Annotated in this window: 15 protein-coding genes; 9 read left to right on the top strand and 6 right to left on the bottom strand. The window is 69.1% G+C overall.

Annotated features, from left to right (window positions below):
- Nucleotides 1-60 precede the first annotated feature (60 nt).
- From purH to hemF, 3 genes are all read left to right on the top strand, one after another.
- Nucleotides 61-1,644, top strand: a complete 1,584-nt coding sequence (gene purH, locus IAI53_RS01170; RefSeq protein WP_187716340.1) for a bifunctional phosphoribosylaminoimidazolecarboxamide formyltransferase/IMP cyclohydrolase — start codon at nucleotides 61-63, stop codon at nucleotides 1,642-1,644.
- A 24-nt stretch (nucleotides 1,645-1,668) separates the two neighbouring features.
- The gene (gene purD, locus IAI53_RS01165) at nucleotides 1,669-2,943 is read left to right on the top strand and encodes a phosphoribosylamine--glycine ligase (RefSeq protein WP_187716339.1); all 1,275 of its coding nucleotides are present in this window, start codon (nucleotides 1,669-1,671) and stop codon (nucleotides 2,941-2,943) included.
- Between the two features lie 98 nt (nucleotides 2,944-3,041).
- Entirely contained in the window at nucleotides 3,042-3,956 is a 915-nt protein-coding gene (gene hemF, locus IAI53_RS01160; protein WP_187716338.1) for an oxygen-dependent coproporphyrinogen oxidase, read from the top strand.
- Nucleotides 3,957-4,064: 108 nt separating this feature from the next.
- Here the strand turns inward: hemF and IAI53_RS01155 are convergent, their stop codons facing one another.
- Genes IAI53_RS01155 through hemC form a run of 4 tightly spaced genes read right to left on the bottom strand, consistent with a single transcriptional unit; the run spans nucleotide 4,065 to nucleotide 8,293 of the window.
- The gene (locus tag IAI53_RS01155) at nucleotides 4,065-5,276 is read right to left on the bottom strand and encodes a heme biosynthesis HemY N-terminal domain-containing protein (protein ID WP_187716337.1); all 1,212 of its coding nucleotides are present in this window, start codon (nucleotides 5,274-5,276) and stop codon (nucleotides 4,065-4,067) included.
- A 9-nt stretch (nucleotides 5,277-5,285) separates the two neighbouring features.
- Nucleotides 5,286-6,512, bottom strand: coding sequence for a uroporphyrinogen-III C-methyltransferase (locus tag IAI53_RS01150; protein WP_187716336.1), 1,227 nt, complete (start codon nucleotides 6,510-6,512; stop codon nucleotides 5,286-5,288).
- A 9-nt stretch (nucleotides 6,513-6,521) separates the two neighbouring features.
- On the bottom strand, nucleotides 6,522-7,316 hold the full coding sequence (locus IAI53_RS01145) for a uroporphyrinogen-III synthase (protein WP_187716335.1): 795 nt from the start codon (nucleotides 7,314-7,316) through the stop codon (nucleotides 6,522-6,524).
- Nucleotides 7,317-7,330: 14 nt separating this feature from the next.
- Entirely contained in the window at nucleotides 7,331-8,293 is a 963-nt protein-coding gene (gene hemC / locus IAI53_RS01140; protein ID WP_187716334.1) for a hydroxymethylbilane synthase, read from the bottom strand.
- Nucleotides 8,294-8,392: 99 nt separating this feature from the next.
- Here hemC and IAI53_RS01135 point away from each other — a divergent pair, with 99 nt between their 5' ends.
- Together IAI53_RS01135 and ppc are read left to right on the top strand one after the other, a co-directional pair.
- Nucleotides 8,393-8,830 carry a thioredoxin fold domain-containing protein gene (locus IAI53_RS01135; protein ID WP_187716333.1) on the top strand — a complete coding sequence of 146 codons (438 nt, stop codon included), beginning with the start codon at nucleotides 8,393-8,395 and terminating at the stop codon, nucleotides 8,828-8,830.
- Nucleotides 8,831-8,855: 25 nt separating this feature from the next.
- The gene (gene ppc, locus IAI53_RS01130; RefSeq protein WP_187716332.1) at nucleotides 8,856-11,609 is read left to right on the top strand and encodes a phosphoenolpyruvate carboxylase; all 2,754 of its coding nucleotides are present in this window, start codon (nucleotides 8,856-8,858) and stop codon (nucleotides 11,607-11,609) included.
- Nucleotides 11,610-11,704: 95 nt separating this feature from the next.
- Here ppc and IAI53_RS01125 read toward each other — a convergent pair whose 3' ends face one another.
- On the bottom strand, nucleotides 11,705-12,484 hold the full coding sequence (locus tag IAI53_RS01125; protein WP_285891452.1) for a LytR/AlgR family response regulator transcription factor: 780 nt from the start codon (nucleotides 12,482-12,484) through the stop codon (nucleotides 11,705-11,707).
- Nucleotides 12,481-13,491, bottom strand: coding sequence for a sensor histidine kinase (locus tag IAI53_RS01120; RefSeq protein ID WP_187716331.1), 1,011 nt, complete (start codon nucleotides 13,489-13,491; stop codon nucleotides 12,481-12,483). Before IAI53_RS01120 ends, IAI53_RS01125 begins: the two co-directional genes overlap by 4 nt.
- Before the next feature lie 79 nt (nucleotides 13,492-13,570).
- Between IAI53_RS01120 and argH the strand changes: the two genes are divergently transcribed.
- From argH to IAI53_RS01100, 4 genes are all read left to right on the top strand, one after another.
- Nucleotides 13,571-14,989: an argininosuccinate lyase gene (gene argH / locus IAI53_RS01115; RefSeq protein WP_187716330.1), complete on the top strand. Its 1,419-nt coding sequence runs from the start codon at nucleotides 13,571-13,573 to the stop codon at nucleotides 14,987-14,989.
- A gap of 20 nt (nucleotides 14,990-15,009) precedes the next feature.
- Nucleotides 15,010-15,918 carry a fructosamine kinase family protein gene (locus IAI53_RS01110; protein WP_187716329.1) on the top strand — a complete coding sequence of 303 codons (909 nt, stop codon included), beginning with the start codon at nucleotides 15,010-15,012 and terminating at the stop codon, nucleotides 15,916-15,918.
- 226 nt (nucleotides 15,919-16,144) lie between these two features.
- The gene (locus IAI53_RS01105) at nucleotides 16,145-16,855 is read left to right on the top strand and encodes a hypothetical protein (protein ID WP_187716328.1); all 711 of its coding nucleotides are present in this window, start codon (nucleotides 16,145-16,147) and stop codon (nucleotides 16,853-16,855) included.
- The gene (locus IAI53_RS01100) at nucleotides 16,852-17,106 is read left to right on the top strand and encodes an HPr-rel-A system PqqD family peptide chaperone (protein ID WP_187716327.1); all 255 of its coding nucleotides are present in this window, start codon (nucleotides 16,852-16,854) and stop codon (nucleotides 17,104-17,106) included. Before IAI53_RS01105 ends, IAI53_RS01100 begins: the two co-directional genes overlap by 4 nt.
- Nucleotides 17,107-17,118: the final 12 nt, after the last annotated feature.

The following is a 17,118-nucleotide window of genomic DNA, read 5'->3' as shown; positions in this document are numbered from 1 at the left end:
CGCCCGCGGCGCATCGCGCGCCGCGTACCGTCTTTCCCACTTCCTGTTGCAGAGCTTCACATGACCGTCACCCAAGCCCTGATCAGCGTGTCCGACAAGCGCGGCGTGCTCGACTTCGCCCGCGAACTGTCCGCCCTCGGCGTCAAGCTGCTGTCGACCGGCGGCACCGCCGCACTGCTGCGCGATGCCGGCCTCGCCGTCACCGACGTCTCCGAGCACACCGGCTTCCCCGAAATGCTCGACGGCCGGGTGAAGACCCTGCATCCCAAGGTCCATGGCGGCATCCTCGCGCGCCGCGACCTCGCCGAGCACATGGACACCATCGCCGCGCACGACATCAGCCGCATCGACCTGGTGGTGGTGAACCTCTACCCCTTCCAGGCCACCGTGGCCCGCCCGGACTGCACCCTGGAAGACGCCATCGAGAACATCGACATCGGCGGCCCGACCATGGTGCGCGCCGCGGCCAAGAACCACGGTAACGAGGCCGGTGGCGTGGGCATCGTCACCGATCCCGAGGACTACGCCGGCATCGTCGCCGAGCTCAAGGCCAACGCCAAGACGCTTTCCTACAAGACCCGCTTCGCGCTGGCGGTGAAGGCCTTCACCCACACCGCGCGCTACGACTCGGCGATCTCCAACCACCTCACCGCGCTGGTCAGCAACGAAGCCGGCGACGTGTCCAAGCAGGCCTACCCGGAGCGCTTCCAGCTCGCCTTCGACAAGGTGCAGAACCTGCGCTACGGCGAAAATCCGCACCAGAGCGCGGCCTTCTACAAGGAACCCAACGCGCCGGAAGGCGGCATCGCCAGCTACACCCAGCTGCAGGGCAAGGAGCTGTCCTACAACAACATCGCCGACGCGGACGCCGCCTGGGAGTGCGTCAAGGCCTTCGACACCACGGCCTGTGTGATCGTCAAGCACGCCAACCCCTGTGGCGTGGCGCTCGGCGCCAGCCCGCTGGAAGCGTACAAGAAGGCCTTCTCCACCGACCCGACCTCGGCCTTCGGCGGCATCATCGCCTTCAACGGCGAGGTCGACCGCGCCGCCGCCGAAGCGGTCTCCGCGCAGTTCCTCGAAGTGCTGATCGCCCCCGCCTACACGGCCGACGCGCTGGAACTGCTGCGCGCCAAGCAGAACGTGCGCGTGCTCACCTGCCCGCTCGGCCAGCCTGCCGGCGCGCTCGACTACAAGCGCGTGGGCGGTGGCCTGCTGGTGCAAAGCGCCGACGAAGCGCGCATCGCGCTCGCCGACCTCAAGGTGGTGACCAAGCGTGCGCCCACCGAGGCCGAGATGCGTGACATGCTGTTCGCCTGGCGCGTGGCCAAGTACGTCAAGTCCAACGCCATCGTCTACTGTAAGGACGGCATGACCGTCGGTGTCGGTGCCGGCCAGATGAGCCGCGTCGATTCCGCCCGCATCGCCAAGATCAAGGCCGAGAACGCCGGCCTGCAGATCGCCGGCTGCGTGGTCGCCTCGGACGCCTTCTTCCCCTTCCGCGACGGCCTTGACGTGCTGGCCCAGGCCGGCGCCACCGCGGTGATCCAGCCGGGCGGCTCGATGCGCGACGCCGAGGTGATCGCCGCGGCCGACGAGCAGGACATCGCCATGGTGTTCACCGGCTTCCGCCATTTCCGCCACTAAGCCGCCACTGATCGGAGCGCCTATATGAAAGTCCTCGTCATCGGCTCGGGCGGACGCGAACACGCGCTGGCCTGGCGGCTGGCCCAGTCGCCCAAGATCACCCGCGTACTGGTCGCGCCCGGCAATGCCGGCACCGCACGCGAACCGCTGCTGGAGAACGTGCCGGTCACGGCGATCCCGGAACTGGTCGATCTGGCGCGCAACGAAAAGGTCGCCTTCACCGTCGTCGGCCCCGAAGCCCCGCTCGCCGCCGGCGTGGTCGATGCCTTCCGCGCTGCCGGGCTGCCGGTATTCGGCCCGCTGCAGGCCGCCGCCCGCCTGGAAAGTTCGAAGGACTTCGCCAAGCAGTTCATGATCCGCCACAACATCCCGACGGCGAAGTACCAGACCTTCGCGGATGCGGCGCAAGCGCACGCCTACGTCGATGCCGAGGGCGCACCCATCGTCATCAAGGCCGACGGCCTGGCTGCCGGCAAGGGCGTGGTCGTCGCCATGACGCTGGACGAAGCGCACGCGGCCATCGACATGATGCTGCTCGACAACAAGATGGGCGATGCGGGTGCGCGCGTGGTCATCGAGGAGTTCATGCAGGGCGAGGAAGCCAGCTTCATCGTCATGGCCGACGGCAAGAACGCGCTGGCGCTCGCCACCAGCCAGGACCACAAGCGCCTCAAGGACGGCGACGAGGGCCCCAACACCGGCGGCATGGGCGCCTACTCCCCCGCCCCGGTGGTCACCCCGGAAGTGCACGCGCGGGTGATGCGCGAGGTCATCCAGCCCACGCTCGCCGGCATGGCCGCCGACGGCAGCCCCTACACCGGCTTCCTCTATGCCGGCCTGATGATCGACGAGGCCGGCAAGCCGCGCGTGGTCGAATTCAACTGCCGCATGGGCGACCCGGAAACCCAGCCCATCATGATGCGCCTGAAGACCGACCTGGCCGACCTGGTGGAAGCGGCGATCGCCGGCAAGCTCGACCAGATCGAGGCCGAATGGGACCGCCGCGTCGCGCTCGGCGTGGTGATGGCCGCCGAAGGCTATCCCGACAGCCCGCGCAAGGGCGATGCGATCACCCACCTGCCGGCCGACAGCGAAGACGTACACGTCTTTCACGCCGGCACCACCGAGCAGGACGGCCAGGTCGTCACCGCCGGCGGACGCGTGCTGTGCGTCACCGCGCTGGGCGACAACGTGCGCAGCGCGCAGAAGGCCGCCTACGAGGTCGCCGACCAGATCCAGTTCGCCGGCCGCCAGTACCGCCGCGACATCGGCCACCGCGCCGTGGCCCGCAAGGGCTGATCTCCATGTAGGAGCGACCTTGGCCGCGATTGCGCCGGCCTCGAACGAGGCAGCAATCGCGGGCAAGCCCGCTCCTACGACAATCTCTCCACCCTGCCATGACCCCCGACCTCGCCGCCATCAAGCACTATTTCACCGGCCTGCAGGCACGCATCGTCGAGCGCCTGGAGGCCTTCGACGGTCAGGCCTTCCGTGCCGACGCCTGGGAGCGCCCCGCGGGCGGCGGCGGCCTGACCCGTGTCATCGAGGAGGGCGGCTTCTTCGAGCGCGGCGGAGTCAATTTCTCGCACGTCATGGGCGAGGCCATGCCGGCCTCGGCCACCGCGCACCGCCCGGAACTGGCCGGGCGACGCTTCGAGGCCATGGGCGTGTCGCTGGTACTGCACCCGCGCAACCCCTACTGCCCGACGGTGCACATGAACGTGCGCTGCTTCGTCGCACTGGCCGAGGGCAAGGACCCGGTGTGGTGGTTCGGCGGCGGCATGGACCTCACGCCCTATTACGGCAATGACGAGGACGTGCGCCACTTCCACGCCAGCTGCAAGGCAGCGGTACTGCCCTTCGGCGGCGAGGCGGAGTACCGCCGGCTCAAGGACTGGTGCGACCGCTACTTCTTCCTCAAGCACCGCAACGAGCCGCGCGGCGTCGGCGGGCTGTTCTTCGACGACCTCGGCGCCGACGGCCAGACCTCCTTCGACACCGCGTTCGGCCTCACCCGCTCGGTCGGAGACGCCTTCCTCGACGCCTATCTGCCCATCGTCGAGCGCCGCCGCGACACGCCCTATGGCGAGCGCGAGCGCGACTTCCAGGCCTACCGCCGCGGACGCTACGTGGAGTTCAACCTGGTGTTCGACCGCGGTACGCTGTTCGGCCTGCAGTCGGGCGGACGCACCGAATCCATCCTGATGTCGCTGCCGCCCATCGTCAAATGGCGCTACGACTGGCATCCGGAAGCCGGCAGCGCCGAAGCGGCGCTCTACGAGCGTTATCTGAAACCGCAGGACTGGGTGTAGGGAAACCGTGGGATCGCGGCCAAGGCCGCTCCTACAACAGGCTCTGCGGGCATAGGAGCGGGCTTGCCCGCGATGCGGCCTTCATGCAGGCCGCGCATGCCCCTTGCGTCAAACGGCGACCGGAAGACCGCCCTGCGCCGCCGCCGGCTCCGCCGACACCTTGGCGGCCGCGCGGTAGTGGTCCTGCGCTTCTTCGCCACGTCCGAGCTGCTCGAGCAGGCCGGCCAGCGCAAGATGCGTCTCCACCGCCGGATCGAGGCCCAGGGACACTTCCAGGTAGCTCTGCGCCTTGCCCCACAATTGCGCCTGCAGGCACAGGCGACCCAGCGCGTGCAGCAGGCCGGCATCCTTGGGGTGCTGCTTGAGCCAGCCCTCGGCCTTGGCCAGGCAGGCCACCGCATCGTCCTGGCCGCACAGGGCATACAGCCGGGCCAGTTCGGTATCCCATTCGGCGTCGAGCAACTGCTCCACCTTGCGGCGCGCCAGCGCCCCCTGCCCGCCGGCGACCAGCAGCGGCACGGCGCGCTCGACCATCCGGCGATCCTTCATCTCAGTCGACGGAATCGCCTTCCAGTAGTCGGCCAGGGCCTTGCCGTCGCCGACCAGCTCCCGCATCCGCTCGACATGCGCCCGGCGGATCACCGGCGCCACCTGCTCGTCCGACAAGGCCTTGTGCTTGTAGAGCTGACGCGCAAGCTTGAGCACCTCGTCCCAGCGGCGCAGCGCCGAGGCCACCCGCAGGGACAGGCGCAGCGCGGCGATCTGCCGGTTGCCGAGCAGACGCAGGGTTTCCAGGCGCTCGGCGGCGAGTTCGAAGTTGCGGTCCTCGACCGCCAGCTCGGCTTCGCTCATAAGGCGCGCGGCGCGGGCCTCGTCACCGTGCTCGGCCACCCGGCCCAGCCAGGTCTTGTAGCGGGTCTCGTCGCGCATGGCGTGCGCCGCACGGGCCGCCACCAGCGCGGCCATGGCGGGGCTCTCGCCATTGCTGTAGGCCTTGTCGGCAAACTTGACCGCCTGTGCGTAACGCCCCTCGAACAGGGTGCGCAGCGCGTCGCGCAGCGCACGCCCGGCCTTCTCGCGCCGCCGGCGTTCGCGGAAGGCTCCGACCGCACCGGGCAGCGCGAGGGTGCGCCGCACCACCCTGACCAGCAGGTAGGCGAGGAAGAAGGCCGCCAGCAGGCCGATGATCACCAGGTTGAGCGACAGCTGCACACGATAGGGCGGCGCCACGAGCAGCACGTAACCGGTATTGATGCTCGCTGCGGTCGCCAGCGCCGCGGCAAGGGCGAAGATGCCGATGAGCCAGATCAGGGCACGCATGGGCCGACCTCAGCGCTCGCCCGGAGCGGCGCCATCGGCGCCGGCCCCGGCTTGCTTGTCGCCAGCAGGCGTGCCGTCGACGGCAGCGTTTCCGGGTCTCGCCTGCAGGAGACGCAATGCGGCGACGCTGTCCAGCGTCACCCCGTGATCGACCACGACCGGCGTCGCTTCCAGCTTCTTCAGTTCGGCCAGCATCGTCTGCACGCGCTCGTCGCGCGCATCGAAGAAGCGCTCGACCCAGCCACGCGCCTGGGAGAGATCGGCTTCGAAGTTGCGGCCGTCGCGCGCCAGCAGCGCAAGCCGCGCGGTGAGCAGGCGGATCTTGACGTTTTCACGCAGGAAGGTGCTCTGGGCAGGGGCCAGCAGCACCGGTTCGGCCTGGTCCAGACGCTCGACCCGCACCAGGGTCTTGAGCTCGTTCCACACATCGCGCGCCAGGCCCGCGGCAAAATCGAGCGCCGCCGAGCCCTGCGACGCGGGCTCGGCCGGTGCCTCCTCGGCCTGCGCCGGCGTCTCAAGCTCGCCGGCATAGGCCAGGGGCAAGGCATCGACACCTTCGAGCATCACCTCGAGACGCAGCGCGATGCCCTGCACATCGACCTGCGGCATAGTGCGCAATTGCTCGATGTCACGCACGATCGCACGACGCAGCGGTGCCAGTTGCCCGCGATCCTGCGCCGCGAGGCGGCTCTCCGCACCCTGCAGGGCGATCAGCGCAGCCTCGACATTGCCTGCGAGCATCAGTTGCTGCCCGGCAATGGTGACGGCTTGCTCGACCTCGGCCATCACACGGTCCTCGCGGGACCGGGAAAACTCCTGGTACAGCGCCTCGAGCGCCGAGGCCTGCCCCTCGGTGGCCGCGACCTTGGATTCCAGCGCGCCAAGCTTGCCCTGCAGCGTGGCGATGGCTTCCTGCTGCTGGCGGGTCAAGGCCCGCGCCTCGGTCGCCACCGCATCCGCGCCCGAGAGCCTGCGGGCCAGCTCGTCGCGCAAGTCGGCTACCTGTCCGCGGGTCTGCCAGGCCTGCCAGCCGACCACGGCCGCGCCGGCCGCGGCGATCGCCGCGAGCAACAGGGCAATTCCGGCAGAGCCGCTACGTACCGGCGGCGCCGAACGATTGGGGGTCTCGCCACCCGTTTCGGACGCAGCGGCGGACGCGGGAGCCGGATCGGCGGTCTTGCCACCCGCATCCTCGGATGCAGGGGGGAGCGTGAGCGCAGGGATTTCTTCTTTCATGCGTTCAGTTTAACCGAGGCTGTTGTCGAAATGCGCCTCCAGCGCGTCGAGCAGGCCGGCGTCACCCGGCGCGGTCTCGATGACGCGGGTGAAGCCCGCCAGCCTGGCCTGCTCCACGATGCGCGGATGAGGTGCGAACACCGGCACGCCGGCCAGCTCAGGAGGCACATCGCCGCCCAGCAGGGCAACCAGGTTGCGCACCCCCTCGCTGCTGGTGAGGCTCAGGGCATCCAGTTCGGCGCGCGCGGCGAGGTCCAGCAGCACACGCGGCGCGGCCTGCGGCAGGCTGCGGCGGTAACAGGTGACGTACTCGACTTCAGCCCCGCGCTCGCGCAGGGTGTCGCCGAACAGTTCGCGCCCGCCATCGCCACGGAAAACCACGACGCGCCGTCCGCGTATCGCCTCCGGCGCAAAGGCCGGCAGGGCAAGGACCGACTCGCTGTCGAAGCCGGCCTGGGGGGCGATGACCTTGTCGAAACCATGTTCGGCCAGGGCGCGCTCGCTGCCCTTGCCGACCGTGGACACCGCCACCCGCGCGGGCCAGCCGCGCTCGGCGAGCAGCAACTTGAGCGCATGCCGCACCGCGTTGGGGCTGACGAAAAAAGCGTAGTCGAAACCGTCCAGGCGCGCGGCCAGCTCACGCAAAGCTGAGGGGTCATCCAGCGGCTCGATGGCCATGACCGGGAAACGTATCGGCGTCCCGCCGCGCCGGGCGATCTCTTCGCACAGCGCATCGGCCTGCTCGGCCGGCCGGGTCACGACGATGCGACGGCCGGCCAGGGACTGGGCTGCGCTCGCAGACATCAGCGGCGGCGCGCTCAGCCGAGTTCGGCGAGGATCGCTTCGGCGCCCTGGGCCCGCAGATCCTCGGCCAGGGCACGCCCGAGCGTTTCGGCCTCGGCCGGGTCGCCCTCGAGTTCGGCGCGCACCATGCGGCTGCCGTCGGGCAGCGCGACGAAGCCGCGCAGCCACAGGCGCCCGCCGCGGATCTCGGCGTAGGCCCCCAGCGGCACCTCGCAGCTGCCAGCCAGCGCGCGGGCCACGGCGCGCTCGGCACGCACGCAGGCCGAGGTGTCGGCGTCGTTGAGCGGCGCCAGCCAGGCCGCCACTTCCGGACGGCTGGCCAGGCACTCGATGCCCAGCGCGCCCTGGCCGGCGGCCGGCAGCGAGACCTCGGACGGCAGCACCGCGCGGATGCGTTCGCCCAGGCCCAGGCGCTTGAGGCCGGCGGCGGCGAGGATGATCGCGTCGTACTGGCCTTCGTCGAGCTTGCGCAGGCGGGTGTCGAGGTTGCCGCGCAGGCTGGTCACCGACAGGTAGGGATAGCTCATGTGCAGCTGCGACTCGCGGCGCAGCGAGGAGGTGCCGACCACCGCCCCCGGCGGCATGTCGTCCAGGCTGGCGTAGCGGTTGGAGACGAGGGCGTCGAGCGGCACCTCGCGCGCCGAGATGCACGGCAACGCGAAGGGTTCGGCCATTTCCATCGGCACGTCCTTCATGGAATGCACCGCGATGTCGGCACGCCCGTCGAGCAGCGCGGTTTCCAGTTCCTTGACGAACAGCCCCTTGCCGCCGACCTTGGCCAGCGGGCGGTCGAGGATCTGGTCGCCACGCGTGGTCATGCCCAGCAACTCCACCCGGCACGCGGGATACAATGCCTCGAGCCGTGCCTTGACATGCTCGGCCTGCCACAGGGCCAGGCGGCTTTCGCGGGTGGCGATGACGATGCGCTCGGGCGCGGCACTACCGGATTCGATACGGGTCACGGTCGGGAAACTCATGCAAGGAGAACGGGATACATGCCTGAAGCAGTCTTTCGCCGCAGCGCAGCATCAGGGTTGACACCCATGGCGCGGTGGCTGGCCGCGATTCTAGCATGCATGCCGCTCGCCCTCCGCGCTGCGCCGCTGGAGCTGCCCGCGCCACGCAACCTGCAGCTGGAGGCGGTGGAGATGGCACGCAGCGACAAGCCGATGGTGGTGCTCTACAGCCAGTCGGGCTGCCATTGGTGCGAAGAGGCGCGCACCTACCTGGTGCCGATGTCACGCGAGACAGGCAGCCGCGATGCGGCGCTGTACCGCCAGATCGACCTCGACTCGGACGCACCGCTGGTGGACTTCCAGGGGCGCCGCGGCACGCAGCGCAGTTTTGCCGAGCGCGAACGGGTCCGCTTCACCCCCACGGTGGTGGTGTACGGCCCGCGCGGCGAGCGGCTGGCTGAACCGATCGTCGGCATGCGGCTGGCCGACTTTTACGGCCAGTACCTGGAACAGGCGATCGCCACGGCGCGAGAACGTCTGAGCGCAGTACCCCGTTGAACCAACAGGACCGAAGACAAGCAAGATGGCCGAGAACACCACGCCCACCGACAAGGACGCGCCGCTGCGCGACGACATCCGCCTGCTCGGCCGCCTGCTCGGCGACACCGTGCGCGACCAGCAGGGCGAGGCCAGCTTCGAGCTGATCGAGCGCATCCGCCAGACCTCGGTGCGCTTCCGCCGCTACGACGACCTGGACGCGCGCCGGGAGCTGGAAGGCATCCTCGACGCGCTGGCGCGCGAGCAGACCATCCAGGTGGTGCGGGCCTTCAGCTACTTCTCGCACCTCGCCAACATCGCCGAGGACCAGCACCACATCCGCCGCTCACGCGCCCACCTGCTGGCCGGCTCGGCGCCGCGCGAAGGCAGCCTGGCGCATGCGCTGGACAAGGCGGCGCGCGCGCTCGGCGACGCAGCGCCGGACGAGCTCGCCGGATTCTTCGACGACGCCTTCGTCTCCCCGGTGCTCACCGCCCACCCCACGGAGGTGCAGAGGAAGAGCATCCTCAACTGCCAGACGGTGATCGCCCGCCTGCTCGACGAGCGCGACCGCATGCGCCTCACCCCCGAAGAGCAGGAGGCCAACGACGCCGCGCTGCGCCGCGCGGTGCTCACCCTGTGGCAGACGCGCATGCTGCGCCCGGCCCGCCTGTCGGTGATCGACGAGGTCAACAACGGCCTGTCCTACTTCGACACCACCTTCCTGCGCGAACTGCCGCGCCTGTACGCCAGCGTGGAAGACCGCCTGGGCGCGGCCAACGGCGAGTTGCCCGCCTTCCTGCAGGTCGGCAGCTGGATCGGCGGCGACCGCGACGGCAACCCCTTCGTCACCGCCGAAGTGCTCGAACGCGCGCTCGCCCTGCAGGCCGCCGCCGCGCTCGGCTTCTATCTCGACGAACTGCACGCGCTGGGCTCCCAGCTCTCGCTCGCGGTCGGCCTGGTGGATGTCTCCGATGCGCTGCAGGCACTCGCCGAACGCTCGGTGGACCATTCGCCGCATCGCAGCGACGAGCCCTATCGCCGCGCGATCGCCGGCATGCACGCGCGCCTGGCGGCCACCTGGACCACCCTGCTCGGCAACGCGCCGCCACGCCCGCCGGTCGCTGCGGCCGAAGCCTACGCCGGCCCCGCCGAACTGGCCGCCGACCTGGAGACCATCCACCGCTCGCTGGTCGCCAACGGTTCGGCCGCGCTCGCCCGCGGGCGGCTGCGCCACCTGCGCCGCGCGGTCAAGGTATTCGGCTTCCACCTGGCGCCGATCGACCTGCGGCAGAACGCCGACGTACATGAGCGCGTGGTCGCCGAACTGCTCGCCACCGCGGGAGGCGTGGCCGATTACCGCGCGCTGGACGAAACCGCCCGCGTCGAGCTGTTGCTCGGCGAACTCGCCAGCCCCCGCCCGCTCGCCTCGCCGCACATGCGCTACAGCGACGAAACCGAGTCCGAGCTGGCGATCTTCCGCGCCGCGCGCGCCGCCCACCTGCGCTTCGGCCCCGGCGTCATCCAGAACTGCATCATCTCCAAGACCGACGACGTCTCGGACCTGCTTGAGCTGGCCGTGCTGCTCAAGGAGGCCGGCCTGCTGCGCCCGCGGGAGAACGCGCTGGACGTGAACGTGGTGCCGCTGTTCGAGACCATCGAGGACCTGCGCAACGCGCCGGGCGTGATGGACCGCCTGTTCGCCCTCGAACCCTACCGCGCGCTGCTGGCCGCACGCGGCCAGTTGCAGGAAGTCATGCTGGGCTACTCGGACAGCAACAAGGACGGCGGCTTCCTGACCTCGGGCTGGGAGCTCTACAAGGCCGAGATCGGCCTGGCGGAAGTCTTCGCCCGCCACGGCGTGCGCCTGCGCCTGTTCCACGGCCGCGGTGGTTCGGTGGGCCGCGGCGGCGGCCCGAGCTATCAGGCCATCCTCGCCCAGCCGGGCGGCGCGGTGCAGGGCCAGATCCGCCTCACCGAGCAGGGCGAGGTGATCGCCGCCAAGTACGGCAACCCCGAGGTCGGCCGCCGCAACCTGGAAGTACTGGTCGCCGCCACGCTGGAAGCGACCCTGCTCGCCGGCGAGGCCGCGGCACCCGACCCGGCCTTCCTCGACACCATGCAGGTGCTCTCCGACACCGCCTTCGCCGCCTACCGCGGCCTGGTGTACGAGACCCCCGGCTTCGAGGACTATTTCTGGCAATCCACGGTGATCAGCGAGATCGCCGAACTGAACATCGGCTCGCGCCCGGCCTCGCGCAAGAAGGGCACGCGCATCGAAGACCTGCGCGCCATCCCCTGGGTGTTCTCGTGGTCGCAGTGCCGGCTGATGCTGCCCGGCTGGTACGGCTTCGGCAGCGCGGTCAAGGCCTGGCTGACCACCCATCCGGACGACGGCCTGGCGCGCCTGCAACACATGAACCGTGAATGGTCCTTCTTCGCCTCACTGCTGTCGAACATGGACATGGTGCTGTCCAAGACCGACCTGGCGATCGCCGCCCGCTATGCCGAACTGGTGCGCGACACCGCGCTGCGCGACGCGATCTTCGAGCGGGTGCGCAAGGAATGGCAGGACACGGTCGATGCCCAGCTGGCGATCACCGGACAGCAGGAACTGCTGGACGGCAACCCGCTGCTCAAGCGTTCGATCCGCAACCGCTTCCCCTATCTCGACCCGCTCAACCACGTGCAGGTCGAACTGCTGCGCCGTCACCGCGAAAGTCACGACGACGAACGCATCCGCCTGGGGATACACATCTCGATCAACGGCATCGCCGCAGGCCTGCGCAACAGCGGGTGAACTCGGCGCCGCTGCGCGGTGCATCGTGTAGGAGCGGCCTTGGCCGCGATGCGTCCTATGGAAGCACCACGGCCGCATCGCGGCCAAGGCCGCTCCTACAGGCCCAACAACTGCTTCACCGCCGGCCATTGCCGGCGGCTCACCGGCAGGCGCTCTGGCACACCGGCGAGCAGCGCCTGCCAGTGCCCCTCGCCCGCCCCCTCCTCGTCCGGCTCGCTCGCGCGCTCCACGCCCTGGAGGGCGGCGCGCGCCACCAGGCTGTTGCGGTGGATGCGGATGAAGCGTTCGCCGAACTCCTGCTCGAGTTGCACCAGCGCTTCGTCGAGCAGGTACTCACGGTCTGCGGTACGCGCGGTGACGTACTTCTGTTCGGCCTTCAGATAGACCACCTCCTCGACCGGCACCAGCAGGATGCGTCCACGCTCGCTGACGCTGAAATGCCGCCGCGCTCCGGGCGCAAGGGCCGCGAGCGCGGCATCGGACGGGGCAATCAGGCGGCGCGCCTTGCCCAGCGCTTCGGCCAGCCGCTCGGCGCGCACCGGCTTGAGCAGATAATCCGCCGCAGCCAGTTCGAAGGCCTGTACGGCGTACTGGTCGTAGGCCGTGGTGAACACCACCGCCGGCGGCGGTTCCAGCCGGCGCAGGTGGCGCGCGAGTTCGACGCCGTCCATCACCGGCATGCGGATGTCGGCCAGCACCACATCGGCAGGCGCCTCTTCAAGCAGGCGGAGAGCCTCCACACCATTGGCGGCGAGCCCCACGATGCAAGTCGGGCAGGTGGCGGCGATGTCGCCGAGCAAATCGCGCAGGCGGCTGCGCGCAGGTGCCTCGTCATCGACGATCAGCACACGCAGGATGCGGGACACGGAGCTCATGGCGTGGCACTCCTGTATGGCATGCGGATGCGCACCCGGTAGCGGCCGTTGCGGCGCTCGCTCTCCAGGCCGGCCTCCAGATCGAAGAACAGCATCAGGCGCTCACGCAGGTTGTCGAGCGCCATGCGATTGCCGGCATGATGCGACTCCGCGTCCGACACCGGGTTATCCACCTCGATACGCAGTTCCTTGCCCCGCCGGTACAACTGCACCCGGACCTCGCCGGCTTCCGCGAGTGGCTCGATGCCGTGATACACCGCATTCTCCAGCAAGGGCTGCAACAGCAACGGCGGCACCAGCGCATCCAGCGGGCAGTGCTCGGCATTCCAATGCACCTGCAGCCGCTCTCCCAGCCGCAGGCGCTCCAGATCGAGGTAGCGCTCGCACAGCGCCAGTTCATCTTCCAGGCGGACCAGCTCCCGGTTCTCGCGCATCAGCACGCGGAACAGGTCGGCGAGTTCCTCTACCGCACGCTCCGCACGCCGGGGGTCCGAGCGGATCACGCCAAGAACGGCATTGAGGCTGTTGAACAGGAAATGGGGGCGGATACGCGCGGTGAGCGCCATCAGCCGCGCCTCGGTCAGCGCGGGCGAGAGCAAGCGGTTGCGGTAATCGAAGTACAGCAGCGCGCCGCCCGTCGCGGCAAGCGCCCACAGTACCCAGCGCTGCAGGCTGGCGCCTTCTCCGGCCAGGCCATAGGCCGTACCGGTCACGATCAGCACGACCGCCAGCACCAGTGCCGCACCGGCCCGCCGCGAAATCCGCGCAAACGCGGGCTGCACGGTGTAGAGAATCAGCACCACCGCAAGCAGCGGCAGCGCGACCCGACCGGCCAGCGCAACGAAGGAAGGCATGAACAGTTCGAGACTGTCCGCCTGCACCAGCACGGTGGCGACGACCAGCAGGTTGACCAGCAGCAACAGACGCAGCAGCACGCCCAGATTGCGGAAATCGGGCAGTCCGCCGGGCGGCAAGGGAGGCTGGACCTTTTGCTTTATACTCTGCATCGCTCAAGCCGGGGTGCGGCGCACCCGACGGCCCCATGAACGGCCGGGTCCGGCCGGAAACATCCTGATCGCGCACATTATGACAGACACCACCTCCTCCCAGCCGGCCAAGGCCTGGTCCGGGCGCTTTTCCGAACCCGTCTCCGACCTGGTGAAACGCTACACCGCTTCGGTGTTCTTCGACCAGCGCATGGCCGCGCAGGACATCCGCGGCTCGCTCGCCCACGCCAAGATGCTCGCCCGCCAGGGCATCATCGGCGCGCAGGACCTCGCGGACATCGAACGCGGCATGGCGCAGATCGCCGGCGAGATCGAACGCGGCGAGTTCGCCTGGAGCCTGGACGACGAGGACGTGCACCTCAACATCGAGAAGCGCCTGACCGCGCTGGTGGGCGATGCCGGCAAGCGCCTGCACACCGGGCGCAGCCGTAACGACCAGGTGGCCACCGACATCCGCCTGTGGCTGCGCGACGCGATCGACCAGATCCTCGTGCTGATCGCCGACTTCCAGAAGAACCTGCTCGACGTGGCCGAAGCCCACGCCGACACGCCGATGCCCGGCTTCACCCACCTGCAGGTGGCTCAGCCGGTGACCTTCGGCCACCACCTGATGGCCTACTACGAGATGAGCCGGCGCGACGCCGAACGCTTTGTCGACTGCCGCAAGCGGGTCAACCGCCTGCCGCTGGGCTCCGCCGCGCTGGCCGGCACCAGCTACCCGATCGACCGCGAGTTCGTCGCCGCCGAACTGGGCTTCGACGAGGTCTGCTACAACTCGCTCGATGCGGTCAGCGACCGCGACTTCGCCATCGAATTCTGCGCTGCCTCGGCGCTGCTGATGACCCACCTCTCCCGCCTGTCGGAAGAGCTCATCCTGTGGATGAGCCCGCGCGTGGGCTTCATCGATCTCGCCGACCGCTTCTGCACCGGCTCGTCCATCATGCCGCAGAAGAAGAACCCGGACGTACCCGAGTTGGTTCGCGGCAAGACCGGCCGCGTGAATGGCAGCCTGATCGCCCTGCTCACCCTGATGAAGGGCCAGCCGCTGGCCTACAACAAGGACAACCAGGAAGACAAGGAACCGCTGTTCGACACCGCCGACACGGTGATCGACACCCTGCGCATCTACGCCGACATGATCGGCGGCATCCGCGTCAAGGCCGAGTCCATGCGCGACGCGCTGACCCAGGGCTACGCCACCGCCACCGACCTGGCCGACTACCTGGTCAAGAAGGGCCTGCCCTTCCGCGATGCCCACGAGGCCGTGGCCCTCGCGGTGCGTGCGGCCGAGGTGCGCGGTTGCGACCTGCCGCAATTCACCCTGGACGAACTGCGTGCGGCAATGGCCCATGTGCCCGGCGCGACCGAACGCGTGGGCGAGGACGTGTTCGGCGTACTCACCGTGGACGGCTCGCTCGCCTCGCGCAAGCATATCGGCGGCACGGCCCCGGAGCAGGTGCGCGCGGCAGTCGCCCGCGCCCGCGCGCGCCTGGGCTGACCCGCCCGGCCGCCACGACGATGCCGGCTCGCAGCGCCCGCGCCCCGATCGAAGCTGCCATCCGCCAGGCGGCCGGCAACGCCTTCCGCCTGGCTCAGATCGACGCGGTCGCCGGCGGCTGCACGCACGAGACCTTCGTCGTCGGCGACGGCCGCCAGCGCTACTTCGTCAAGCTCGACACGGCCGCCAAGCAGCCGGTGTTCGCCGCCGAAGCCGACGGCTTGGCGGCGATCGCCGCCACCCGCAGCTTCCGCACCCCGGCGGTGGTTGGCTGCACGACCGACGAACACCACGCCTTCCTGATCCTGGAGCACCTTGAACTGCGCCCGGTGCACAGCGCCGAGGAAGGCAGCCGGTTCGGCGAAACACTGGCCGCGCTGCACGAGGCCTGCGGCGCGCAGTTCGGCTGGCATGCGGACAACTACATCGGCGCCAGCCTGCAACGCAATACGCTCACCGACAACTGGTCGCAGTTCTTCGTCGAATTTCGTCTGCGCCCACAGTTCGCCATGGCCCGCGCACACGGTTTCGCAGGCGAACTGCAGAAACAGGGCGAACGCCTGTTCGAGCGCGTGCCCGCGCTCTTCCTCGACTACCGCCCGCGCGCCAGCCTGCTGCACGGCGACCTGTGGCACGGCAACGCTGGCGTGCTGCCCGACGGCACGCCGGCCCTGTTCGACCCTGCGGTCCATTACGGCGACCGTGAATCCGACATCGCCATGAGCGAACTCTTCGGCGGCTTCCCCTCCGCCTTCCACGCCGCTTACCGCCGCCGCGCGCCGCTCAACGAAGGCTTCGAGCAACGCAAGCTGCTCTACAGCCTCTACCACATCCTCAACCATCTCAACCTGTTCGGCCGCGGCTATCTGGGCGAGGCGACCCGCCTGGTCACCCGCCTGAACGATTCCCTGGGCATTCGGCGCCTGTAGGCGCTGCTAGAGTTGAGCCAGGTGTCGGAATAGTTGACACCCGGCAGGCCACATCCCGCCGGACGCATCCATTCCTCCTTCCAAGCCATTGAGATATAAGGTCTTGATGGATTCAGGCACCCTTGTTGCTTGAAACGCCTGCGCACTGCGCCCGTGCATTGAATCACGGCACGCGCCCTCGCAGGCACCTAGAATCAACCACAGGCATCAGGCAGGACACATGGCCATGACTCCCGATCCGGACCCCCGCGTCAAACAAGCGCCCCCGACCACCGAGGTATCGGGCGTTCGTCGGCGCCTGGTGCGCGGCGGGCTGTCGGCAGCGCCCTTGCTGGTCACACTGACCAGCCGGCCGGTGCTCGCACAGACCTGTTTCAGTCCATCGGAAACGCTGTCCGGAACCTTGAGCCACAAGGGTGACGATCTGCCGCTCTGCCAGGGGCGCTCCCCAGGTGTCTGGAAGAACGTGGCTGATGAGGAGATCGAAGCCTTCAAGCGCTGGAAGAAGGCCCAGGCCAAACACGAGGACGATGGCAACGTAGACTGGGCCTACGACGAGGATGTCGTCGCTCAGGAGGGAGCCTTCATAAGTTGGCCGATTCCCCCCACCGACGCCTTCCACAGCCATTTCGCCCAAGGCTCGCATGCCCGCTACTACAAGCGCAAGAATGGTCAGTGGAAACCGCTCTCCCTACTTGAAGTCATGCATCTGACCGGTGGCGACGACCCCGCCAAGATCGGTTTCCACTTCGTCGGCGCACTGCTCAACATCCGCGTCGGCCTTGTCGACCCGCGGGCAATGACCGAGCAGCGGCTGCGCAGCCTGTGGGCCGAGTACGCAACGCAGGGTTACTACGTCCCCTACGCCGGCGCGACCCGCTGGTATGCCGCGGACATCGTCGCGTACATCCAGCAGACCGGGCTCGCGTCCTATTGAGAACGCTACCCCCCGAGCACAGCCTGATCGAGGTCGCCTGGGATGACGGCGGTGCCTTGTATGACTGCGGCTCAGGCGACACCCACCTGCTCGACCCATTCACCCTGGCGGTCCTGCACGCCGCCCGGCAATGCGGCCCCACGCCCGAGGCCGTCCGCGAGCTGCTGGCGCGGACGGATGACACGGCGGTCGAACAGCTTTCGCGGATAGAATTGGCACTCGACCAGTTGACCGCTGCACGCCTCCTTTGACGCCTGCACCCA

Origin of the sequence: Thauera sedimentorum (assembly GCF_014489115.1) — a bacterium.
Taxonomy (GTDB): Bacteria; Pseudomonadota; Gammaproteobacteria; order Burkholderiales; family Rhodocyclaceae; genus Pseudothauera; species Pseudothauera sedimentorum.
Note: the sequence above shows the minus strand (reverse complement) of the source record. Positions and strands in the feature narration are given on the sequence as shown.